This is a genomic window from Undibacterium sp. JH2W, assembly GCF_049340425.1.
Lineage (GTDB): Bacteria > Pseudomonadota > Gammaproteobacteria > Burkholderiales > Burkholderiaceae_D > Undibacterium.
Genome location: NZ_JBMPOT010000019.1, coordinates 1 through 21,841 on the forward strand (window position 1 = coordinate 1; position 21,841 = coordinate 21,841).

General features: G+C 52.1%; 21 protein-coding genes. 17 read left to right on the plus strand and 4 right to left on the minus strand.

What is annotated here, in order from left to right:
• Window positions 1–279: 279 nt before the first annotated feature.
• Window positions 280–648: a helix-turn-helix domain-containing protein gene (locus ACO0LC_RS23685; protein ID WP_423007768.1), complete on the minus strand. Its 369-nt coding sequence runs from the start codon at window positions 646–648 to the stop codon at window positions 280–282.
• A 23-nt stretch (window positions 649–671) separates the two neighbouring features.
• Window positions 672–974: a type II toxin-antitoxin system RelE/ParE family toxin gene (locus tag ACO0LC_RS23690; protein ID WP_423007971.1), complete on the minus strand. Its 303-nt coding sequence runs from the start codon at window positions 972–974 to the stop codon at window positions 672–674.
• Between the two features lie 307 nt (window positions 975–1,281).
• Between ACO0LC_RS23690 and ACO0LC_RS23695 the strand changes: the two genes are divergently transcribed.
• The 4 genes from ACO0LC_RS23695 to ACO0LC_RS23710 all read left to right on the plus strand — a co-directional run bounded on the left by ACO0LC_RS23695 (window position 1,282) and on the right by ACO0LC_RS23710 (window position 4,271).
• Window positions 1,282–2,544 (plus strand): OmpA family protein, encoded by a 1,263-nt coding sequence (locus ACO0LC_RS23695; protein WP_423007770.1) that lies wholly within the window; start codon window positions 1,282–1,284, stop codon window positions 2,542–2,544.
• Window positions 2,545–2,852: 308 nt separating this feature from the next.
• Window positions 2,853–3,317, plus strand: a complete 465-nt coding sequence (locus tag ACO0LC_RS23700; protein WP_423007772.1) for an SRPBCC family protein — start codon at window positions 2,853–2,855, stop codon at window positions 3,315–3,317.
• Between the two features lie 101 nt (window positions 3,318–3,418).
• Window positions 3,419–3,886 carry an SRPBCC family protein gene (locus ACO0LC_RS23705; protein ID WP_423007774.1) on the plus strand — a complete coding sequence of 156 codons (468 nt, stop codon included), beginning with the start codon at window positions 3,419–3,421 and terminating at the stop codon, window positions 3,884–3,886.
• Window positions 3,887–3,935: 49 nt separating this feature from the next.
• Window positions 3,936–4,271: an ArsR/SmtB family transcription factor gene (locus ACO0LC_RS23710; protein ID WP_423007776.1), complete on the plus strand. Its 336-nt coding sequence runs from the start codon at window positions 3,936–3,938 to the stop codon at window positions 4,269–4,271.
• Between the two features lie 118 nt (window positions 4,272–4,389).
• Here the strand turns inward: ACO0LC_RS23710 and ACO0LC_RS23715 are convergent, their stop codons facing one another.
• Together ACO0LC_RS23715 and ACO0LC_RS23720 are read right to left on the minus strand one after the other, a co-directional pair.
• Window positions 4,390–5,196 (minus strand): DUF4019 domain-containing protein, encoded by an 807-nt coding sequence (locus ACO0LC_RS23715; protein ID WP_423007778.1) that lies wholly within the window; start codon window positions 5,194–5,196, stop codon window positions 4,390–4,392.
• A gap of 106 nt (window positions 5,197–5,302) precedes the next feature.
• Window positions 5,303–6,871 carry a sensor domain-containing diguanylate cyclase gene (locus ACO0LC_RS23720; protein ID WP_423007780.1) on the minus strand — a complete coding sequence of 523 codons (1,569 nt, stop codon included), beginning with the start codon at window positions 6,869–6,871 and terminating at the stop codon, window positions 5,303–5,305.
• Between the two features lie 446 nt (window positions 6,872–7,317).
• Here ACO0LC_RS23720 and ACO0LC_RS23725 point away from each other — a divergent pair, with 446 nt between their 5' ends.
• From ACO0LC_RS23725 to ACO0LC_RS23785, 13 genes are all read left to right on the plus strand, one after another.
• Complete coding sequence (locus tag ACO0LC_RS23725) at window positions 7,318–8,511, plus strand: cytochrome-c peroxidase (RefSeq protein WP_423007973.1); 1,194 nt, start codon at window positions 7,318–7,320, stop codon at window positions 8,509–8,511.
• Between the two features lie 53 nt (window positions 8,512–8,564).
• Complete coding sequence (locus ACO0LC_RS23730) at window positions 8,565–9,917, plus strand: hypothetical protein (protein WP_423007782.1); 1,353 nt, start codon at window positions 8,565–8,567, stop codon at window positions 9,915–9,917.
• A 21-nt stretch (window positions 9,918–9,938) separates the two neighbouring features.
• Entirely contained in the window at window positions 9,939–10,475 is a 537-nt protein-coding gene (locus ACO0LC_RS23735; protein WP_423007784.1) for an FMN-binding protein, read from the plus strand.
• Window positions 10,472–11,299 (plus strand): FAD:protein FMN transferase, encoded by an 828-nt coding sequence (locus ACO0LC_RS23740; RefSeq protein WP_423007786.1) that lies wholly within the window; start codon window positions 10,472–10,474, stop codon window positions 11,297–11,299. The genes ACO0LC_RS23735 and ACO0LC_RS23740 overlap by 4 nt, the downstream gene beginning before the upstream one ends.
• A gap of 40 nt (window positions 11,300–11,339) precedes the next feature.
• Window positions 11,340–11,834, plus strand: a complete 495-nt coding sequence (locus ACO0LC_RS23745) for a DUF4405 domain-containing protein (RefSeq protein WP_423007788.1) — start codon at window positions 11,340–11,342, stop codon at window positions 11,832–11,834.
• A gap of 330 nt (window positions 11,835–12,164) precedes the next feature.
• On the plus strand, window positions 12,165–12,725 hold the full coding sequence (locus tag ACO0LC_RS23750) for a hypothetical protein (protein WP_423007790.1): 561 nt from the start codon (window positions 12,165–12,167) through the stop codon (window positions 12,723–12,725).
• 27 nt (window positions 12,726–12,752) lie between these two features.
• Window positions 12,753–13,355, plus strand: a complete 603-nt coding sequence (locus tag ACO0LC_RS23755) for a hypothetical protein (RefSeq protein ID WP_423007792.1) — start codon at window positions 12,753–12,755, stop codon at window positions 13,353–13,355.
• 370 nt (window positions 13,356–13,725) lie between these two features.
• Window positions 13,726–14,217 (plus strand): MarR family winged helix-turn-helix transcriptional regulator, encoded by a 492-nt coding sequence (locus ACO0LC_RS23760; protein ID WP_423007794.1) that lies wholly within the window; start codon window positions 13,726–13,728, stop codon window positions 14,215–14,217.
• A 35-nt stretch (window positions 14,218–14,252) separates the two neighbouring features.
• Window positions 14,253–15,785, plus strand: coding sequence for an efflux transporter outer membrane subunit (locus ACO0LC_RS23765; protein WP_423007796.1), 1,533 nt, complete (start codon window positions 14,253–14,255; stop codon window positions 15,783–15,785).
• Window positions 15,782–17,062 carry an HlyD family efflux transporter periplasmic adaptor subunit gene (locus ACO0LC_RS23770; protein ID WP_423007798.1) on the plus strand — a complete coding sequence of 427 codons (1,281 nt, stop codon included), beginning with the start codon at window positions 15,782–15,784 and terminating at the stop codon, window positions 17,060–17,062. Before ACO0LC_RS23765 ends, ACO0LC_RS23770 begins: the two co-directional genes overlap by 4 nt.
• A complete protein-coding gene (locus ACO0LC_RS23775) occupies window positions 17,062–18,618 on the plus strand; it encodes a DHA2 family efflux MFS transporter permease subunit (RefSeq protein ID WP_423007800.1) in 1,557 nt (518 codons plus the stop codon). The genes ACO0LC_RS23770 and ACO0LC_RS23775 overlap by 1 nt, the downstream gene beginning before the upstream one ends.
• A gap of 153 nt (window positions 18,619–18,771) precedes the next feature.
• A complete protein-coding gene (locus tag ACO0LC_RS23780) occupies window positions 18,772–19,200 on the plus strand; it encodes a MerR family transcriptional regulator (protein ID WP_423007802.1) in 429 nt (142 codons plus the stop codon).
• A 42-nt stretch (window positions 19,201–19,242) separates the two neighbouring features.
• Window positions 19,243–21,750 carry a VIT and vWA domain-containing protein gene (locus ACO0LC_RS23785; protein WP_423007804.1) on the plus strand — a complete coding sequence of 836 codons (2,508 nt, stop codon included), beginning with the start codon at window positions 19,243–19,245 and terminating at the stop codon, window positions 21,748–21,750.
• The last annotated feature ends 91 nt before the right edge of the window (window positions 21,751–21,841 follow it).

The window sequence follows — 21,841 nt, forward strand, 5'->3', positions numbered from 1 at the left end:
CGGCCAGTTTGAGCAATTCCGGGTCAGGCTTGGCCCGCTTGTTACGCTTTGCAACGGTCATCATTTCTCCTTGAAGGTAGCAGTGTCCTGCTAAATGACCGTTTACACAAAATTAATTACACCCTCATCAGCCCGAGTAGATATGATTAGATTCTGCGTAATCGTACACATCTCAATTTACTGTAGATTCCTCAAATAAAGATAGTGCTCACAATATTCAATTGATTTTTCTATTCATAAGCTAACTATCCTTGCTCAGCTTAATTGAAGCAAAAGCAATCAGGCTTGATGCAAAGCCTTCAAAACCAGCTCTGGCGCAGCAGCAAATACTCTGAGTAGCGAATCTGCCGCACCAGTCGGTTCACGTCTGTGTTGTTCCCAGTTTTGCAGGGTCTTGATACTGACGTTCATGACAATCGCAAAATCACTTTGCGACAACCCCGTCTTCTCGCGTACCTGTCTGGCATCGATTTTTGTATGTGGAATTGCTGGCACAGTGGCAGTTTTGTTTCCTGGTTTTGCCTGGACTTTGTCCGTCTTGCCAGATTTATTTAAAGTCGTAGTACGAGCAGGCTTGGCCTCGCCTTTAGCAATTTTTCCTGCTTCGGTAAGACTGGCAACCAGGTTTGCGAATAATTCTTTGTCCATTTTTTACTCCTTGCATCTGCGGCTTATAATGATTTTGCCAAATCTCTGAGTATGGCTTTTTCGGCGGCGGTTAAATTGTCTTTCACTGATTTGGGGTAGATCACCAGCATGTAGATTTGATCATCTGCGGATTTGAAATAGTAAATTGCTCTTGCTCCGCCGCTTTTACCTTTACTGCCGTAATGGACACGTATCTTTCGAATTCCGCCACCGCCGCTAATCAGGCTGCCAGATTCGGGGTTTTCTACCAGTTCGTTTTGTAATTGCCGGTATTCCTCATCAGTCAACAAGCCTTTCAACTGACTGGTGAAAATCGTAGTTTCTATAAAACCATCGACACCCCTTCAATACATCGGTATTTTATCTTCATAATATACGCCATTGGCGTATATTTCAAATTGCACGAAAGCCAGTGCGAGCAAATTCAAATTATTATAGAGCCTGGTATTGTGAAATTTGCATTTTTCATTTATCTTGCCGCTGCAAGTGACCCTGCTGGCTGTGCAGCATTGTATTTTATTTGGAGTTTTATGCCTGTACCTCAAAGCGTGCACTCAGCCGTACATCTTGATCAACACTTCCCCATCAGGTTAATATAAATCAATCACTCCCCCTCAATCACCTGGAAATCTTATGCCAAAGTTTTTCAAGTTTCCCATCCTGTTGTTAGTCATTGCCTGCCTGCACGCATCACCAGCCTGGGCTGATCTGGGTTTTCCTGATTATCTGAAACTGCCGCCGCAGGTCGTGCTGAACCCTGATCAGGCCTTGCAGGCTGAGAATGTGGCTGAGGCTGAGTTCGCCGTTGACAATGCTGGTGCCACCAAACTATTCAAGGGCAAGCGCTTTGCGCGCTGGATGACTTATAAGCCTGCGGCGGGTGAGCCTGCGCTGGGTTATTACAATGGTAGCGAGGTGCGTATTTATAACGCCATGCAGGCGACATTGAGCAAGAGTGGCTGGCAGACTGTGCGTGCAGATGATAACAAGGCGCGCTGGACCATGCGTTATCAGGCCGGTGGCAAGCAGGCCTGGGCAGAGGTCAAGATGGATGCGCCGCAGGCGCAGGTGTGGGTGGAGTTGATTGAGTCTGCCGATGCCGGAGCTGCGTTCAGCATCCCCAAGCCTGGCAAGCAGCCTGAAAAGTTTGGCGTCAAGGATGACATTCCTTATCTGCTGCCCTGGCCTGGTTCCAAACGCATAGGCGAGGGGCGTGGGGAGGGGCCACTGGATGTGGCAGAGCCTGGCAAAAACCAGGAGGCGCAGCTGGTGGGGCAGGCTGTAGAAACACGCAATTACCAGGGGCCGACTACCCTCTCCAAGCTGCAGTTCATTGGCGAGTATCGCGAGGCTTTGGTCAAGAATGGCTGGACAGTGATCTTCCCTGCCAGTGCGGCTGCAGTGCGTGACTATGGCATGCTGGTAGCGCACTATACGCAAGACGGGCGCGACATCTGGGCGCGCCTGAATTATGAATTTACTGCTTCACTGACCATCAGCACCACTGACGTGGGCAAGACCGATCTGGGCAGTGCCTTCGCCAAGGATTGCCATGTGCCGCTGTATGGTGTGTTCTTTGATTTCAACAAGGCCACGCTCAAGCCTGAGTCAGATAGCGTGCTGGGCAAGGTTGCAAGCTTGCTCAAGGCCGATGCCGGCATCAAGGCCGAGGTCGAGGGGCATACCGATAATGTCGGTGGCGACGACTATAACCTCAAGCTGTCCGATGCCCGTGCCGCCAGTGTGCGCAACTGGCTGGTGCAGCACGGCATAGATGCTGCGCGCCTGACTTCCAAAGGCTATGGCAAAATTCGCCCCGTGGCTGATAACAGCACGGACATTGGCCGTGCACGCAATCGCCGGGTAGAGCTGGCCAAGCTGGGTTGCCGGCCTTAGCGCCATGTAGGAGCGGCTTTAGCCGCGAATATGCGCGGCAAGGGCCGTGTCACTGAGTTCCTTGTGCGGCTTGTTCGCGGCTGAAGCCGCTCCTACCGGGGAATTTGGTGAGTCAAGGCCGCCCATTTAAGCGTGGCAGCCTTGCCTCACCTTGTCAGATAAAAATCTTTCCGCCTGCCATCATGATTTCAATTGCTAGTGTAGTTGATGCTTTTTAATAAATGCAACTTTAAGGTTGCATTTATTGGACTCCTCTTCTATCATGTATTTGCAACCGTTTGGTTGCTTAATCATGAAAAGGGGATCATATGAGTCATTATCAGCAAAGCCTCGTGATCGGGGCTGATCCTGCGACTGTGTATGCGGCGCTTGCCACGCCTGAGGGTTTGCGGGGATGGTGGACGCAGGATTGCGATGTGGCGGTGGCGCTGGGTGGCAGCAGTCATTTCAGGTTCGGGCCGCATCATAAGAGCATGCTGGTCGAAAGGCTGGAGCCAGGGCGTGAAGTGCGCTGGTTATGTGTTGAGGCACATATCGCCGTTGACAGGCTGGTGCGCAAGGATGAATGGCTGGGCACGCATCTGGTGTTTCGCCTGACTCAGGACGGGGCAGGGCGCACGCGGCTGGACTTTGAGCACGTCGGCCTGGTGCCTGAGCTGGAGTGCTATGCCATGTGTAATGATGGTTGGCGTTATTACCTGGCCAGCTTGCAGCAATTGCTGGAGACGGGGAAGGGAACGCCATTTGAATTGCTGGCAGTGGCGGCAGCCTGAGCCTGGCATGATTCAGGCAGCAAGCCACCATCGAGATGACAAGCGCATCAAGAATCTGTATTAATGATTTTAATCAACGAAAAAATTCAGGAGCGAATGCTATGAGTAGCACGACAGAAACAGACCGCATAGAACGTCAAGTCATGATTAATGCCCCGCGTGAACGCGTGTGGCGCGCCTTGACCACTGCCGAAGAATTTGGCACCTGGTTTGGTGCTAACCTGAAAGGGCAAAGTTTTATGGTAGGCCAGCGCACCATGGGGCCGATTATCCATAAGGGCTTTGAGCATATCCAGTTTGATGTGGTGGTAGAGCGCATTGAGCCGCAAGATGTGTTTGCTTATCGCTGGCATCCTTATCCTATGGACCCGGCAGTGGACTATGAAAGTGAAGAACCGACGACGGTGACCTTTAGCCTGAGCGATGTCCCTGGCAATGGCACCTTGCTGACGGTGGTGGAGGCAGGCTTTGACAAGGTGCCGCCAGGCCGTCGCCTGGAAGCCTTCCGCATGAACAACAATGGCTGGGAAGCACAGCTCCGTAACATCGCTCGCCATGCCGAAGCTTGAGTCAAAGTCGACATCCGGCGCGGTCGAAGCATCTCAACAAGGGGCGGGCATGACTACCTTGATACAGGCCAGCGATACCATGGCAAATGTGTTTGCAGCCCTGGGTGACCCTGTACGCCTGAAGCTGGTGGCGGCCTTGTGCGTGGGCGGCACGTTTTCGATTGCACAGCTGACAGCCAATACCGACATCAGCCGCCAGGGGGTAACCAAGCATTTGCAGGTGCTGGCGCAAGCCGGTGTGGTGCGCGATATCAAGCTGGGGCGTGAACGGCTATGGCAACTGGAACCCAGTCAGATCGCCGAAGCCAGACGCACACTGGACATCATAGGAAAGCAATGGGAAGTGGCGCTGGGCAGTTTGAAGGCTTTTGTGGAAACTTCTTGATGTCGTTTGGCAGATAGCATTGCGAATGTGCATGCTTGAAATCTGATGTAGCACCACATAAATAAATGGCCTCCGTTTGGAGGCTATTTTGTTGGCAGTCAGTGTAATCGGAATACCATCACACTTTGCATCCCATTTGCTTACGCAATTTCCCCATATCGTTGGCGGCTGTGGATTTGTAGATGCCTTCCGGGATATGACCATATTCTTCGCGCATGAGGCTGAAATGGTTTTTGCTGCCAGCAGGCAGAAACCAGATCAGGTAGCCGCAGGTAATGGGGGCAATGCTATTTTTGGTTTCATAATCAACTGCGATATAGGTACCAGGTTGTGGTGAGTTTGCCGGGTTTTCATAGACCGTGATGCGCCACAGGTCGCTAGCCAGCAATTTGCCGGTTTGCTCCTGGTAGGCGATGACCCGGGCTTGCCACTCAGGCAGGGTCTGGAGGTTTTTCATGCTGGGGCCGAGCATGTCATAGGCGGTTTCATAGTAGCCATTTTCTATGGCTGACATATAGGCATTGCTCAGTTTTTTGCCTTCGACCTTGAGCTTGAGTTCCTGGTCGCTATCGAGTTTGGTGGGGGCTAAGGCTTTTGGGCGTGCTGGCATGTCGGCTACGCAACTCAGCATTTGTACCATATCGAACACCGGGCTTTTGTCCGTGCTCTTTTGTCCACCCAGGGTTTCGCTGGCAGCAAATTTGTATTTGCCATATTGCGGTATTTTGCCTGCGCACAGGGTTGATGATGGATCAGACATCATGACTTGCGCCTGTTCTACAGTGAGGCTGATATCACTGGTCAGCCGTAATTCATATTCATAGGAGGACAGTTTTTTATAAGCGAGATCTGCGGCTCCTGCGGCGCCCGTCGTCAAGGTAAACAGGCTGGCAGCAAATAGAGCAATATGGCAGGATGGCTTCATGGTTCATAGCGTGGAATGGACAATGCAAGAACGATACTGGGGATGGCTGGATTTAACAACCAGGCTTACAGTTGGTATCTTTCTGGTTGAAGAAGCTCTTGCAAACTTATGCATCGTGCCCATTTCCAACGCGCACACAATTGCGCCCTTGTGACTTGGCACAATACAGTGCCTTGTCAGCTGCTTCTATCAGTTCCAGCGGCTGGTTGTGTTCGCGTACTGGTACAAATGCATCTATACCCGCGCTGACAGTGACGACACCACTGCTATTGCCAGTGTGTTTGAGTTCCAGATGGTAGATGGCCTGCCTTATGTTTTCAGCGACTTTCATGGCACCGGCTACGTCGGTGCCAGGTAACAGGATGACCATTTCTTCACCGCCATAACGGGCACTCAGATCACCTGGCCTGTGCTTGCCATCAGCGACTACCTTGCTGATGGCGCGCAGGCATTCGTCGCCTGCCGCATGACCGTAGATATCGTTATATTGCTTGAAGCAATCGACATCGATCATGATGAGAGCCAGTGAACTGGCGTTGCGCATGGCGCGGCTGAACTCATCTTTCAAGGCAATATCAAACTGGCGCCGGTTGGCCAGACCTGTGAGGCCATCCTGCATGGCCAGTTTTTCCAGGGTATGATTCAACTGTTCCAGTGAGTTGCGGGTTTTGAGTAACTCAGTTTCTGCCTGCACCCGCAAGCCTATCTGTACGATCAGGCGTGAGCCTATCAGTGCCAGGCCAAACACCAGGCAGGCTACACCTGTGGCATGGATGATGGCTTCCGACTTCCAGTCTGCCAGTACTTCTTCTTTGGAAAGAGCAGCAGAAACCACCAGCGGGTAGCTGTCCAGTTGCCGGTAACTATTGATGCGGGTGACACCATCCTGGCCTGAGGTAAAGGTTTCTGTGCCCATTTTGGCATTTGGCAGATAGTCGTGGAACAAGGGGAGTTGTGAAATATTTCTGCCTAGCGAGCCTTCTTCGAAAGGCCGCCTCAGCAGTATTGTGCCATTGGTGAGGGCAACATAAATGGCACCAGTGTTGCCTATGTCAAATTGCTCGTAAAATTTCTTGAAATAGCCCATTTGTATGGTTGCCAGCACGACACCGCCAAAACTGCCGTCACGGTTATTGAAGCGTCGGGATACGGTGACTACCCATTCCCCAGTGGATTTGCTCTTGATGGGCGGCCCTATGTGTGCGTCGCGGTCAGTATGGTCGCGGTGAAACATGAAATATTCACGTTCTGAATTATTTCCGTTTTTTTTGAGCGAAGGCTGTGAGTTCACCAGCCAGTTGCCGTATTGGTCATACACGAAAAGACCATGTAATTGTGGCAATTCTTCTACCCGTTTGATCAGTAAAGAGTGCAGGCGTGGCAGATTGATTTCTGAAATTCCTTCCACTTCCAGGCGTTCAACCAGGCCAACCAGGACGGTATCCGCCCCTTTGATGGTGTCGTAGGCGTGTTGACTCACGGAGCGCGCCAGATTGGATGCCGCTCTCTCTGTTTCTGCCAACTGCACTTCCCTGGCTCTCCAGGTAACCCAGGCTTGTAGCAAGATCAAAGACATGCAGACCAGAATGACGAAGCCAATTGCCAAGGTCGTAATGGGGAATTTCTTGGGCGCAGGTTCAGGGCGGTCGGTATTTATTGCAGTCATTGTGTTCATGAAGCAGGCCCTTCCATCATTTGCGTATCTGAGCAGAGAGCAGGGACAGGTGTTTTGCCCCCAAAAAAATGCAAAATGTATAATGATTATAGAGCGACTTTGCTATTAAAAATGATTTTTTCGATAATCAATTAAATGAATTTGTCAGGCTGATACCGCGGGTACTGCGTCTATCGTATTCATGTCAGGCAAGAACACAGACAGACAGTGATAAATCCGGACAGAGACTTGATGTAAAACAAAAGTTTGCCTGATTCCAGGAGATTGTGCCATCTGACAACATCTGCTTGTTCATCGTCAGGTCAAAGATATATAATGACAATCATTCTCATTTGCATTTATATCAACCCTCTCTGGGTGAGCTCTCGGATCCAATGATGTCATTCACTTTTGATGTCCTTAAACGGACTATTGCAGTACGCGCTTTTTCTCAAAAACTACCCAGCATGGCGCTTGCCGGACTGGTACTCAGCCTGGCTGCCTGCGGCGGCGGTAGTAGCGGTGGCAGCAACGGCAGCAGTAGTGCTGGTGGCACGCCAGCGGTGCCTGATGCAGGCATGAGCGCTGCCGCGCAGGTGGGCGAGAAAATCTTCAAGGATGTGAGTCTGTCAGCCTCTGGCAAGATGTCTTGCGCGACTTGCCATGATGCGGACAATGCCCATGCGCCCAAGAACGACCTGGCCGTGCAACTGGGCGGGCCTAATCTGGATGTGCCGGGTACCCGCGCCGTGCCTTCGCTGCGTTACCTGGAGTTGAACCCGGCTTTCTTCTTCGCTGCGGATGGCACACCCACTGGTGGTTTTACCCGTGATGGCAAGGCCAATACCCTGGCGCAACAGGCAGAAACACCTTTCCTGGCAGCGCATGAAATGGCCAATAAAGACCGTGCCGATGTCGTCGCCAAGTTGCAAAGAGCCAGCTATGTGAATGAATTCAAGACGGCATTTGGTGCCACAGTCTTTGACAATGCTGACACTGCTTTTGAGCGCATTTTGTTTTCGCTGCAGCAGTACCAGAAAGAGGATAGTGACTTCCATCCTTATGATTCCAAGTATGACCAGTTCCTGGCTGGCCGTGCCAAGCTGAGTGATGCCGAGTTGCGTGGTCTGGCGTTGTTCAATAATCCTGTGAAAGGTAATTGCGCGGCCTGCCATGCCAGCAGTAAGGGGGCTAATGGCGCTCCTCCTTTGTTCACGGACTTTACTTTTGATAACCTGGGAGTCCCCCGCAACACCGATATTCCGGCTACCGCCGACCCCGCCTATTTTGATTTTGGACTATGTGGCCCTGACCGCACCGACTTGGCAACACGTAGCGACCTGTGCGGTGCTTTTAAGGTGCCAACCCTGCGCAATGTGGCAACCCGTAAGGTGTTTTTCCACAATGGCAAATTCAAGAGCTTGCGTGATGCAGTGAATTTTTATGTGCGTCGCGATACCAATCCTGAAGAGTGGTTTCCACTAGGCGCAGATGGCAATGTCATCAAGTTCAATGACTTGCCCGCCCTGTATGTCAGCAATGTGAACGTCAAAGAAGTTCCTTATAACCGCCAGCGTGGCATGGCCGCGGCGCTATCGTCGGATGAAGTGGATGATGTCGTCAAGTTCCTGGCGACACTCAATGATGGTTACAAGCCTTGATACATGAAGCTGATCATCACTACTTAATAATTTAAAAAAACTGGAAACCCATCATGAAAAAAACATTCTTCGTCAAAGCTGTGTCTGCAGCCCTGATTTCTGGCATATTTGCAGCCCCTGCCCATGCAGGCGAGGCTGAATTGCTGCAAAAAATAGAAAAACTGGCAGCAGAGCTGGAAGCCATCAAGGCAGAGCTGGCAAGCACACGCAAGAAAACGGAAGTGGTTGAACAAAAGCAGGAAGTCATGATCAGCAATGCTGCCAAGGCACAGGCTGCTACGCCTGCTGCTATTGCCCCACTGGCATCAGCCCAGACGACAGATGTCAATAACGACAGCTTGCGCAAGGCCATGCAACAAACCGTCATCAGCAGCTATGGTGAAATCAATTACACCCGCCCACGTGAAGCCAGCAACCAGGCGCAAGCTGACGTAGGCCGCGCGGTCATTGGTATTACTCATCGCTTCAATGAAAAAACCAAGATGGTGGCCGAGTTTGAATGGGAGCATGCGATTGCTTCCAAGGGTGATGCGGGTGAAACAGAAGTTGAACAGCTGTATGTAGAACATGAAATCAAGCCGGGTTTGTCTGCCAAGGCTGGTTTGTTCCTGATACCAACCGGTTTGCTCAACACCAGCCATGAGCCTACGGCATATTATGGCGTGCATCGTAATTTTGTAGAAACCGCGATCATTCCTTCGACCTGGCGTGAAGTGGGTCTGGGTTTGTCTGGATCGCATGACAATGGCCTGAGCTGGGATCTGGGCTTGACCACAGGCTTTAACCTCACCAAGTGGGATGCCAATTCTGGCGATGGTCGTGAATCACCTTTGGGTGCTATCCACCAGGAAGGCCAGTTTGCCAAATCGCGTGACCTCAGCATGCATGCTGCCGTCAACTGGCGTGGCGTGCCTGGCTTGTTGCTGGGTGGCTCGGTCTTCTCTGGCAAAGTTGGTCATGCAACGACAGACTTCGCCGCCAATGATGCCAGACTCACGTTGTGGGATTTGCATGCCCGTTATAACCCCGGCAAGCTGGATTTGACGGCGTTGTATGCGCGCGGCAGCATCAGTAACACTGGCGACTTGAACCTGACTTTTGTTGGCCAGCCTAATCCTGTACCATCTGCCTTTGCTGGCTGGTATCTGCAAGGTGCTTATCAATTGTGGAAAAATGAAGACTACAGCCTGACACCGTTCTTGCGTTATGAGCAGTTCAATACAGCCAAGTCTTATGCTTTCGTCCCTTTGGGGCTGGGTGTCGCTGCCAGCCCGGATGAAAAAGTCACGACCATAGGTGCCAGCTTCAAGATAGGTGAAGGCGTGGTATTGAAGGCTGATTACCAGAAATTCAAACAAGACAGCAGCCGTGACCGTTTTAATCTCGGCGCTGGTTATTCATTCTGATGTGCGTTCTGGAATAAATTTATGTCCAAGCTTGCTCCCTTGTCTTTGATTGCCCTTGCCGGTTTTAGCGGCAGTGCCTTTGCCACGCAATACCTGACGACGGAGCAGGCGCAGGCAGCGATATTTCCCGAAGCCAGCAGCTTCAAGCCCGTGCAGCTGCAACTTGATGCAGCACAAATGAAGCAGGTGGAAAAACTGTCAGGCTTGCCAGCGCGCTCGGTAGCCTGGCGCGCTGTCGCTGCCTACAAGGATGATAAATTGCTGGGCTATGTTGTCTTTGATGAAGTCATAGGCAAGTTTGAACTGATCTCCTATGCTGTGGGCTTGCAGGTGGATGCCAGCGTGCGTCAGGTTGAGATCCTGGCCTACCGCGAAAGCCATGGTTTTGAAATCCGCAATGCCAACTGGCGCAAGCAATTTGTCGGCAAGACTGCCGCCAGTGGGCTGACAATAGGCGAAGGCATAGCCAATATCAGTGGCGCTACATTGTCCTGCGCCCATGTCACTGATGGCGTGCGCCGCATTGCCGCGATTGCCCAGGTTACCCTCAAAAAATGAAACGCCGTGCCCAGCCTGCACTGGGGACGCTGGTGGAAATCAGCATCAGCGACGAACTGGACGAGTCACACTGTCAAGCTGCTTTCCAGGCGGGCTTCGCTGCCATCCATGAAATCCATCGCCTCATGAGTTTCCATGATGCCGGCAGCGACATCAGCCGCTATAACCGGGCAAGCCCTGGTGCTCTGATAGACATCGATAAGCATACGGCGAGCGTGCTGGCCGCCGCCAGGGACTTGCATCAACAGTCTGAAGGCTTGTTTGATATACGCATCGCCAGGCAACTGGTGACATGGGATTACCTGCCTGCGCCAGCAATGCTTGCGGCTCATGCAAACAGCCAAGGCAATCAGATGTATCGCCTGCCCTCGGCAACACAAGTAGAAAAGCATGGCGATGACTGGCTGGACCTGGGCGGCATTGCTAAGGGTTATGCCGTCGATTGTGCCATCACTGCCTTGCAGGCATGTGGTGTGCAACATGCCTGTGTCAACGCGGGCGGTGATTTGCGGGTCTTGGGGCAAGCGCAAACGGTGCTGGTGCGTGATCCGCAACAGCCGCATAGCATGGCCATGCAGGTGCAACTGGCTGGGCAAGCCATGGCGACTTCAGCCAGTTATTTTTCCCGCAAGGACGCTGCAGGTAAGATACGCAGTGCCTTATTGCATCCACATACTGGTCATGCCATCGTCGACCAGCATAGCTACACCGTGATAGCACCCACTTGTCTGTGGGCTGACGCCCTGACCAAGGTAATTGCTGCCAGCGGTGATGCGCAACATCCCTGTTTGCACATGTACGGGGCAGAAGCTTTTATAATCTGATTTTGTCACATTGCCTGCCGGCTTTTCCTGCCTGCCCATCATGCGCACCAATAAACATAGCCTGCATCATCGCCCCCTGGCATCTGCCCACATCCAGCAATTCAAGCTCGAGACCTGGTACAAGTACACGTTGTATGGCTTGATCGCTGCCTTGTTTGCCAGTGGCCTGGCCTGGTTGCTGGCACACTATTTTTTGCGTGCGACGGGGGAATATGGCGAGACCATACATCCACTGGAACACTGGGCCATGCAAGCCCATGGTGCTCTCATCATCCCTTTGAGTTTTCTGGCAGGCGGCTTGCTGTTCCAGCATATGCGCCGCGCCTTCCGCGCTCAACGCAACCGCAATAGCGGCTGGGGCATGCTATTGACACTGGCTTGGCTGGCGCTGACTGGCTATGCCCTATATTACTTCGCCAGCGAAACCCTGCGCCCGTATTGGTCTGCGGCACATTGGGTCATAGGCCTGGCTTTGCCCTTGGTCTTATGCTTGCACATCTACCTTGGTCGTAAAATTGGACCTCGTGCACAATGACTAATTGAAAATTTCTGATCGAAAAGAGCAAATAATACGCTGAGTTATAAAACTAGGGATGGCAAAGAATGGAAATTAGCCCCTGTTGTAGAGACCATGTTTTGAGGTGGGAATTGGCGAAACCCTCGGGCTTATGTTGATTGAAGAGCGTCAATGAGGTATCGTGCCACAGTTTTTAACAATATTCATCATCTGCTTGTCATTGTAGCTTGCCAGGATGCGTGTCATTTTAAAAACCTAAATTGTCGAAGTGCCATATAGCAATAATCATGAACATATGATGTATAACTGTCAAAAGATAGACATCAAATCAATCACAATGGAATACACATGCATATGAAAAAACTAGCCTTGAGCCTGACGGTTGCTTTGTTGAGTACTGGGTGCTCCATGATGGCACCGCAGTATTCAGCTTCCATAGAAAATGTACAAACCTTGAAGAACAGTGGCGAGACCAAAGTCAGTGTGGGGCAATTTGCTTCTACACCTGGCCCTGGAAATGCCTATCCGATTTCTATTCGTGGCTCTTCGATGAGTTCACCTTACAATAATTCCTATGGTGCGTATGTGGCGAATGCCATACAGCAGGAATTGGCGCTGGCAAACCGTCATACTCAAGCTGGCAACCTGGAAGTGTCGGGTGTCTTGCTGAAGAATGATATTGATGCTGCTGGTTTCAGTGTGGGTTATGTGACCGTAGAGGCACGTTTCATCGTCAAGCATAATGGCGCTACTACTTACGATCAAGTGAAATCCGTGAAGCAGGAATTTCCATCGTCTTTTGCCGGTGCTGTCGCTATTCCCAAGGCTGTCCAGGAATACAACTTTGCTGTGCAAAAGCTGCTGGGTCTGGTCTACGAAGACAAGGCGTTTGCTGACGCAATCAAATAATCTTTAACTCTTTAAATTAAAATAACCATGCGCTTTCCTAAACTCTTTTCCATCGCATTTGCTGCTGTCATACTCAGCGCTTGTGCCCATCCGTATTCTGTTTCCCCAAATGGGGAGAAGCTTGGTCCACCTATCCAGGGCCAGCAAATCAATGCAAGTGTAGCTTACATCATCACGCCTGAACAAAGCAGTAAAGAAGTAACGACACCTGGCGGTGGTGGTGATAAGGTGACTTATCTGCCTTATCGTGATATCGAAATGGCTTTTTACCGTGTATTGACTAATGTCTTCACCAAGGTGACGCGCCTAAAATCTGCCACCGACACGGAAACCATGGCGAAGAATAATATTTCCATGATCATCACTCCTACGATCACGACCGATTCTTCTTCTCCTAGTGCCTTGACTTGGCCGCCGACCAAGTTCACTACGGAGTTGACGTGTAAAGTGACAGACAAGAATGGTCAACTGATATTTGAAACCAAGGTAACCGGTAATGGCGCTGCTGAGTTTGATGAATTCAAGAAGGACTTCAGCTTGACTGGCCGCCGCGCTTCTGAAGATGTACTCGTGAAGTTGCAGCGCAGCCTAATGGATGCTCCAGAGCTGAAATCTTATATCGCCCGCTGATAAGATCGAAACACTCATAAGCTTGCAAGACCTGCCTGCAAGGCAGGTCTTGCTTGAAAAATTTCCCCGCTATATCCATCCCTCCGCCTCGACTCCTTTTTTGTACTCCTGCGTTTAAAGACGAATAGCTAGCAATTTTCTTGCTGGATAGTTATTACTTAATTTCCTGGTTTTTCTTTTCAGCTTGTTTGGCCTGGCTACTGCTCACTTGCGTTGCCTTGATTCTGCACCTGACATGTTTCTGTATGACATTGACGCTTATTATCTTTTTCATACCGTGAAACGAGTTCCTTAATTCACAATTCATGCTGCCCTGCAAAATTTTTTAAACTAGTATAAACTATTGACTAGTCAATGATTAATGAAGAAGATGAGCACAGAAAATCAACATCCCGAGTTTTATGCCAGCCAGGTGGAGGAAAGTGTAGGCTACCTGATTGCCAGAGCGCGCACCATGTTGTCGCGGGCCATAGAAGAAGCGCTCAGTGATCTGGACGTGACCCATGCCCAGGGTGGGGTTTTCCTGTTGCTGGCCATGGGCAGGTGTAATACGGCGGCTGATCTGGCGCGTGAGATGTTTATCGATTCCGCTGCTATGAAGCGCACACTGGATAAGCTCGAAGCGAAGGACTATATACGCCGCTTTGCTGATGAAAACGACAAGCGTCTCTACAAGCTGGAGTTGACTGAGACTGGTAAAACCATGGCAGCGCGCCTGCCGCCGGTCTATGCAGAAGTGCTGGAGCATGGCTTCAGCGGCTTTGCTCCTGAAGAAATCCAGTTCCTCAAGTATCTGCTACGCAAGTTGCTGGCTAACCGTCCTTTGCTGGAAGCCAGGGAAAATCATTGCAAAGGCAATTAATTTTGTTGTTTTAAGTCAAGTAAATAGTGCCAATCATGAAAAAACTCAATTTCAATACTCCAGCTGCCAGCAAAATGCTGCGGCTGCTGGCAGCGAGCAGCGCACTGGCACTTTTGTCAGCCTGCGTCAGTTATCAAGGCATACAAAGCCAGGCGCAACTCAAGACCCTGAGTGCGCAAGCTGGTGCCTTCCCCGATCAGGGTGGCAATGCTGCCTGGCCTGATTTGCAATGGGCCACAGGCATAGGTGGGGCAGAATTGCAGGCGCTGATAGATCGTGCGCTGGCAAATCACCCCAGCCTGCAGGTTGCTGCCGCACGTTTGCAGGCGGCCCAGGCAGCCACTGCTGCTGTGGGTGCGAATAAATTGCCTTCGGCCAATTTGAGTGTGGATAGCACTTACCAGCGCTTTACTGAGCATGGCCTGGTGCCGCCACCACTGGCAGGTACTTATAATAGTAATAACCAGATCAGTTTCAATGCGTCTTATGAACTGGACTTCTGGGGCAAGCACAGTGCTGAAATGCGCAGCGCTTTGTCGCAGGAAAAAGTGGCTGAGGCTGAAGCGCAAAGCGTACGCCTGATGCTCAGCAATGCCATTGCCCGTGCCTGGTTGCAACTGGCACGTCAGAATGCGCAACTGGAACTTAGCAAGCAGCAACTGGCCGTGCGTGAGCAGTTTGACAGCCTGACGCAACAACGTGTCAAAGCCGGTCTCGATACCAGGGTAGAAGTGCAGCAAAACCTGGTGCAATTGTCTGGCCTTAAAAATGAACTTGCCCAATGGCAGGAAGCCATGGCACTGACGCGTAACCAGATCGCCGCCTTGCAAGGCCTGGGACCAGAAGAAGGCAAGCTGATCGCCACTCCCCAATTCCAGCCTGTGGCAGACAGGGCATTGCCGGGTAATTTGCCGCTGGAATTACTGGGCCGTCGCCCTGATATCGTCTCGGCGCGCTGGCGCGTAGAAGCAGGGCAGAGTGATATTGATGTCGCCAAGACCCAGTTTTATCCCAATATCAATATCGTTGGCTTTGCCGGTATATCCAGCCTGGGTCTTTCCAATCTGGCCAATAGTGGCAGCAGCATCATAGGCGTTGGCCCGGCGATACGCTTGCCCATATTCGAAGGTGGTCGTTTGCGTGCGCAGTTGAAGGGCAAGGTTGCAGCTTACGATGTTGCCGTGGCAACGTATAACCAAAGCCTGACAGATGCTTTGCATGAAGTGGCAGACCAGGTGCAGATACTGCAAGCCAGCCAGTCGCAGTTGGTCGAGCAACAGGCTGCCGAGCAAGCTGCTCGCGTTGGCCTGCAATTGGCGCAGCAAAGGCAAAAAGCGGGCACCGCTAACAAGTTGCCTGTGCTGGCTGCAGAAAGTGCCGTGCTGTCCCAGCAAAAACTCTCGCTGGAACTGGCCGTGCGCCATACCGACGCACGCATCAATCTGATTAAGGCACTGGGTGGCGGTTATGAAAGCAAGGACCTGCCTGCAACTAATTCCGCCACCGCTAGTACCAATCAAACCATCACTCAATCCCAAGTTAAAAACACACCGGAGGCTGCGTTATGAACGCCCCAGATCAAAAAAAACCAATCAGTGTTGCACCTCAGGCCGACTATGCACCAGAAAAAAATGGCAAGCGCCGTGTGCTTCTGATTATCATCACCCTCATCGTACTGGTGGCCGTGGCTGCCTATGCTGCATGGTGGTACACGGTAGGTCGCAATTTTGAACATACTGAAGACGCCTATGCTGCTGGCAATGTAGTGCAAGTGACTTCGCAAGTTGCTGGTACTGTTGTCGCTATCCATGCGGATGATACTGACGTGGTGCAAGCAGGCAAAGCCCTGGTTGAACTCGACAAGACCGATGCCAAGGTCGCCGTTGAGCAGGCTGAAGCCCAGTTGGCACAGACCGTGCGCGAAGTGCGCGTACTGTTTGCCAATAACGGCAGCTTGCAAGCCAATGTCAGCCTGCGTAGCAGCGAAGTCGAAAGAGCCAAATCCGACCTGGCGCGCCGCACACAGCTATTAAGCACAGGCGCAGTCTCTGCCGAAGAACTGGAACATGCCCGCAATGCCGTCAAGACTGCTGAAGCTGCCTTGCAAGCTGCGAACGAGCAACTGACATCCAACCGCACGCTGACAGAAAACACCACCGTCACCCAGCATCCCAATGTCTTGCGTGCTGCTGCCCGCGTACGTGAAACCTTGCTGGCCTTGAGCCGTACCAGCCTGCCAGCACCCATGAATGGTTTTGTCGCCAAACGTGCAGTGCAAGTCGGCCAGCGTATTGCCCCTGGTGCACCCTTGCTGTCTATCGTGCCTTTGAATACCTTGTGGGTAGATGCCAATTTCAAGGAAGTGCAACTCGCCCATATGCGCATAGGTCAAGAGGTGGAATTGCATTCTGACCTGTTTGGCAGCGATATCACTTATCACGGCAAGGTACTCGGCATGTCAGCCGGTACAGGTTCTGCCTTTGCCTTGTTGCCAGCCCAAAATGCCAGCGGTAACTGGATCAAGGTGGTGCAACGTGTGCCTGTGCGTATCAGCCTTGACCCCAAAGAGCTGGAGGCCCATCCTTTGCGCATCGGTGTCTCCATGCAGGTAAAGGTCAATATCGCGCAACAGCAAGGTGCTCCGGTGACTGCTGCTGCACGTACCGCGCCAGCCTACCAGACTGCCGTTTTTGAACAAAACGGCAAGGATGCTGATCTGCGTATTGCTGACATCATCGCAGCAAATTTACCAGCGACCAGAGATAGCAAGGCTGTCGCCATGACTGCAGCGACGTCAGCAACAACGTCGGCTGCTGCAAATACTTCTACCAACAAAGGCAAGTAATGAGCGCGCCACGTCCACAGGCACCGCATCCGCCACTGAAAGGTGGGCAACTGGCAATGGGCACACTGGCCTTGTCGCTGGCGGTTTTCATGAATGTGCTGGATTCATCGATCGCCAATGTGTCGATACCGGCGATCTCCGGTAACCTAGGTGTCTCGCCACAGCAGGGCACCTGGGTCATCACCTCATTTGCTGTCGCGAATGCGATTTCCGTGCCGCTGACGGGGTGGCTGACCACACACTTTGGCCAGGTCAGATTATTCCTGTCATCCATCCTGCTGTTCGTTATATCGTCCTGGCTATGTGGCATGGCGCCGAATATAGAGATACTGATTGCTGCGCGTATTTTGCAAGGTGCAGTTGCCGGCCCCATGATTCCACTTTCGCAGGCCTTATTGCTGGGCAGTTACCCGCCGGCCAAAAGCTCCATGGCACTGGCGCTATGGGGCATGACCACCCTGGTCGCGCCCATCATGGGGCCTTTACTGGGAGGCTGGATATCGGATAATTATTCCTGGCCCTGGATTTTTTATATCAACATCCCGGTTGGTTTATTCACTGCCTGGGCCACCTGGTCCATCTACCGCAAACGCGAGTCCGCCATCAAGCACCTGCCTATCGACAAGGTCGGTTTGTTCCTGCTGGTGATTTGGGTAGGTGCCTTGCAAATCATGCTCGATAAGGGCAAGGAGCTGGACTGGTTCAATTCTGGCGAGATTGTCCTGTTGACGGTAATTGCTGTGATTGGCCTGATTTATTTCATCGTTTGGGAGCTGGGGCAGGACCATCCTGTGGTTGACCTGTCACTGTTCAAGGGGCGTAATTTCAGCGCTGGCGTGATCGCGATTTCCATAGGCTATGGCCTGTTCTTTGGCAGCCTGGTCATCATGCCGCTGTGGTTGCAAACGCAACTGGCTTATACCGCGACCGAGGCAGGCAAGGTCATGGCACCGGTGGGTATCTTTGCGATTTTATTGTCACCCATCATAGGCAAGATATTGCCCAAGGTGGATGCCAGAAAAGTCGCGTCCGCTGCCTTCATGGGTTTTGCCGTGGTGTTCTTCCTGCGCTCGCGTTTCAATACCGAGGTGGATACTTATACCTTGCTGATTCCTACGCTGATACAGGGTGCGGCCATGTCGATGTTCTTCATCCCGCTGACATCGATTATTTTGTCAGGCCAGCCACCGGATAAAATCCCGGCAGCATCGGGTTTGTCTAACTTCGTGCGTATCATGTGCGGTGGCATGGGAGCTTCCATCATGACCACTATCTGGGATAGCCGCAGCACCCTGCACCATGCCCAGATTGCAGAAAACACCGGCAGCAGCTTCCCCAACTTTGTACAAACCGTGCAGGGCTTGGTGCAGCAAGGCATACCAGAACAGGGTGCCTACGCCCTCATAGATCGCACGATCAGCGTGCAGGCCAGCACTATGGCCGCGACGGATATCTTCTGGATGTCGGCTTATATGTTCATAGGCCTGATAGGTCTGGTGTGGCTGACCAAGCCGAAAAAATCGGCGGTACCTGTGGATGCAGGTGGGGCGCATTAGGCTCCAGGTTCAGAAAGGCAAGAAGAAGCGCTCATGACATGAGCGCTTTTTTTTCGTCTTTTTCAAACTATCTCATCTCTGTTTTAAGGGCTGCTCAGGGTAGCTCAAAAAGTAAACTTGAATAATGACAGTTTAACTGTTATAAAGTACTGTATGAATACTTCTTCTGATAAAAAAGACAGCAGCTATCTGCTCCCTGAACTCTGTTTGATGGCGGAGATGTCGGTACGCACGGTGCGTTACTACATGCAGATAGGGCTGGTCAGCAAGCCTGAAGGTGGGACGCGGGCTGCGCGTTATGGAGCGCAGCATCTCGAGCAATTATTGCTGATCAAGAAGTGGAGTTCTGCGGGGGTATCACTGGAGCGCATACGTGAATTGTTGCACGGCGCACCAGACCCGCTGGAAGTGAAACCGCAGCAAATCGGGTCAATTTCTGTCTGTACACATTTGACGGTAGCGCAGGGGGTGGAGCTGGTGATCGATGCCGGCAAAGCAGGCTGGACCCCGGAGCAGCTCAGGGAATTCGTCAGACAGACTATCGAATTGGCAGAGCGTATGAAAAACAGCCAGGACGCATGACAGCACGCATTAATGCGAATGGCTAGCAGAGAGAGGATGAATATGTTTAACCAAAATACAGCCACAATACAATCCAGCCTGGGCCAGGCAATGGCCTTGACCAAGGTCAGGGCGACAGGTGTCATACAAGGCGTGCTGCTGGATATGCAGCTTACGCAAAGTTTTATCAATCCATCGGACAAAGAACATGTTGAGGTGTTGTATACCTTTCCTTTGCCTGTGGATGCAGTCTTGCTGGATATAGAAGTAGAGCTGGATGGCAAGAAACTGTCCGGTGCTGTCGTACCCAGGAAAAAGGCTGAAATCGATTATGAAGAAGCCATCTCTGAAGGCAATACGGCTTTCATGCTGCAAGAAAATGGTGACCGCAGTTATAGCCTCAGCATAGGCAACCTGGCGCCGGGTGAAGCGTGCACGCTGAGCATGCATTACGCTCAAAGTCTGCGCTTTGCCGAGATGGATGGCATGAATGCCTTGCGCATTTGTGTACCAACAGTGATTGCGCCGCGCTATGAAATGACGGAGGCGGTAACGAGCAAAAAACAAAACCTGTTTGAGCGCCTGACAACTCCCAGGCATGATATACGGGTCGAATATCCGTTTGAGATTAGCTTGCGCCTGGCGGCTGAGGTGGCGGGTGCGCGTATTGCCTCGCCCAGCCATCCCATCAGCGTCATGCCTGGCGATGGCGGCATGATCGTCAGCCTGTCACGCAAGGGTAACCTCGACCGCGACTTTGTGCTGTGTCTGGATCAGTTCAGCCAGCAAGCCTTCAGTGTTCTCGGACGGGACTATCATCAGCCTGAACATGTCGCTTTGATGGCCAGTTTTTGCCCGCAAATTGCGGCTGCTGACATGACTGATGTGGCCGTCAAATTGCTGGTTGATTGTTCTGGTTCCATGCATGGCGACAGCATACAGGCAGCACGCACGGCCCTGAAAGAGATAGTCGAACAACTCAATGCTGGTGACCATATTTCCCTGTCACGCTTTGGTAGTGAAGTGCAGCACCGTTCACCAGCGATGTGGAAGTTTGCCAAACCCAGCAAGGCAGCAGCCCTGCGCTGGGTAGATGAGCTTGGTGCCAATCTTGGCGGCACCGAAATGGCACTGGCGCTGGAATCTACGTTTGCCATCCAGAGCAGCGGGCGCAGCGACGTGCTGATGATTACCGATGGTGAAATCGACAGTGTCGATAGCCTGATCAATAGCGCCCGCGCTGCCGGGCAAAGGGTGTTTATTGTTGGCATAGGTTCCAGCCCGGCAGAAGTGCATCTGGAGCGTCTGGCCAGAGCCAGTGGTGGCTCTTGTGAATATGTGGCACCGGGTGAAGATGTGGCACCAGCCATCCTGCGCATGTTCATGAAATTGCGCTCGCCGGTCTGGCAGGATATCCGCATCGATACCGGCTTTACTAGCCGGCCACTGTGGTCCACGGCTTTGCCTGCAAGCGTATTCAAAGGTGAAACCCTGAGCATGTTTTACCTCTTGCCAGAAAAACCTGAAGGTCGAATGAGCTTGTTTGGCCGCTTGTCGGCGCAGGTTGAAGAAGTCGAATTGGGCAGCCTTGAATTGACAACGGATGTACAGGACGAGACCAGTCTGTCACGCGTGGCCGCGGCGACTTATTTGTCCGGCATGCAGGGTTCGACTGAGCAGGTATCCGTCGTACAGGAACTGGCAGTGCAATATCAATTGATCTCAGCAGAAACCAGCTTCCTGGTCGTCGAGGAAAGAGCAGAAGATGAGAAGCCACTGGATATGCCTGCCTTGATAGAAGTCGCGCATATGTTGCCGGCAGGCTGGGGTGGGCTGGGGGCTATCGCGGGCGGTGTTTGCTCCGCGCCGATCATGGCTGCGCCCGCTGCTGCCGGTGGCGCGGCCTATTCCTTGTCCTCGCCGGCGGCACCTGTGCCTGCCGCGCCGGATCTGCGCAGCAGGCTGGCGGCCTGGAAATTGTCCAAACTTGCCGCTCTGGATATGGCTGGTGAGCCGGGCGAGCGCTCCAGGGGCGCCAGTAATCTGCCATTGCCTGCCGCAAAATGGTTGGTACTTGATACAGAGGCAATGCAAGCGTTTTTTGAATATGCCAGTGCTGTTGGGGAGGACAGGATAATCCGCCGTGACATGCATTATCAGGGGATGACACCACTGGGCCTGACACTCTTGCTCAGATACTTCGATGAGCAATTGTGGCCAGACAGTTTTGCTGGGCTCAGGCAGATACAACTGGGCGAGGCTGTCATTGAATGGCTGGAACTGGCAATCTGGGAAGACTGCAAAGACCAGCTCAGTTCACAGCAAGTCATCAAGCTCTTCTTCAGCATCATGGCCGAGCCAGAAATGCTGGAGCGCCTGCTGCCATCGCAAGAGCAGAGGGCAGGGCTGCAGGCTAGTAGTAGGACAAGCGCCGATACTGCGCAATTGCTCGGTTTGTCAGCAGACCCTGCTGTCAGTGTCAGGCTGGAAACCCAGTTACGCAAAGCCGTGCGTGAGCTGGATGCCGTGATCTGGTCGGAGTCTATCTTTTTGATGGATATGGAAGGGTAGGCAAGCAGGGGCAGTCTGATGTAAAAAGGGGAAAAGGGCGAGGTATATTAATGGTTTAATGCCTCGCCTTTGTATTTGGTCGCCGCTCCGA

Bases quoted from the DNA above. Each gene is read 5' to 3' on its own strand.
- ACO0LC_RS23685 (WP_423007768.1), bottom strand. From the start codon at position 648: ATGGACAAAGAATTATTCGCAAACCTGGTTGCCAGTCTTACCGAAGCA.
- ACO0LC_RS23695 (WP_423007770.1), top strand. From the start codon at position 1,282: ATGCCAAAGTTTTTCAAGTTTCCCATCCTGTTGTTAGTCATTGCCTGC.
- ACO0LC_RS23700 (WP_423007772.1), top strand. From the start codon at position 2,853: ATGAGTCATTATCAGCAAAGCCTCGTGATCGGGGCTGATCCTGCGACT.
- ACO0LC_RS23705 (WP_423007774.1), top strand. From the start codon at position 3,419: ATGAGTAGCACGACAGAAACAGACCGCATAGAACGTCAAGTCATGATT.
- ACO0LC_RS23710 (WP_423007776.1), top strand. From the start codon at position 3,936: ATGACTACCTTGATACAGGCCAGCGATACCATGGCAAATGTGTTTGCA.
- ACO0LC_RS23715 (WP_423007778.1), bottom strand. From the start codon at position 5,196: ATGAAGCCATCCTGCCATATTGCTCTATTTGCTGCCAGCCTGTTTACC.
- ACO0LC_RS23720 (WP_423007780.1), bottom strand. From the start codon at position 6,871: ATGAACACAATGACTGCAATAAATACCGACCGCCCTGAACCTGCGCCC.
- ACO0LC_RS23725 (WP_423007973.1), top strand. From the start codon at position 7,318: ATGGCGCTTGCCGGACTGGTACTCAGCCTGGCTGCCTGCGGCGGCGGT.
- ACO0LC_RS23730 (WP_423007782.1), top strand. From the start codon at position 8,565: ATGAAAAAAACATTCTTCGTCAAAGCTGTGTCTGCAGCCCTGATTTCT.
- ACO0LC_RS23735 (WP_423007784.1), top strand. From the start codon at position 9,939: ATGTCCAAGCTTGCTCCCTTGTCTTTGATTGCCCTTGCCGGTTTTAGC.
- ACO0LC_RS23740 (WP_423007786.1), top strand. From the start codon at position 10,472: ATGAAACGCCGTGCCCAGCCTGCACTGGGGACGCTGGTGGAAATCAGC.
- ACO0LC_RS23745 (WP_423007788.1), top strand. From the start codon at position 11,340: ATGCGCACCAATAAACATAGCCTGCATCATCGCCCCCTGGCATCTGCC.
- ACO0LC_RS23750 (WP_423007790.1), top strand. From the start codon at position 12,165: ATGCATATGAAAAAACTAGCCTTGAGCCTGACGGTTGCTTTGTTGAGT.
- ACO0LC_RS23755 (WP_423007792.1), top strand. From the start codon at position 12,753: ATGCGCTTTCCTAAACTCTTTTCCATCGCATTTGCTGCTGTCATACTC.
- ACO0LC_RS23760 (WP_423007794.1), top strand. From the start codon at position 13,726: ATGAGCACAGAAAATCAACATCCCGAGTTTTATGCCAGCCAGGTGGAG.
- ACO0LC_RS23765 (WP_423007796.1), top strand. From the start codon at position 14,253: ATGAAAAAACTCAATTTCAATACTCCAGCTGCCAGCAAAATGCTGCGG.
- ACO0LC_RS23770 (WP_423007798.1), top strand. From the start codon at position 15,782: ATGAACGCCCCAGATCAAAAAAAACCAATCAGTGTTGCACCTCAGGCC.
- ACO0LC_RS23775 (WP_423007800.1), top strand. From the start codon at position 17,062: ATGAGCGCGCCACGTCCACAGGCACCGCATCCGCCACTGAAAGGTGGG.
- ACO0LC_RS23780 (WP_423007802.1), top strand. From the start codon at position 18,772: ATGAATACTTCTTCTGATAAAAAAGACAGCAGCTATCTGCTCCCTGAA.
- ACO0LC_RS23785 (WP_423007804.1), top strand. From the start codon at position 19,243: ATGTTTAACCAAAATACAGCCACAATACAATCCAGCCTGGGCCAGGCA.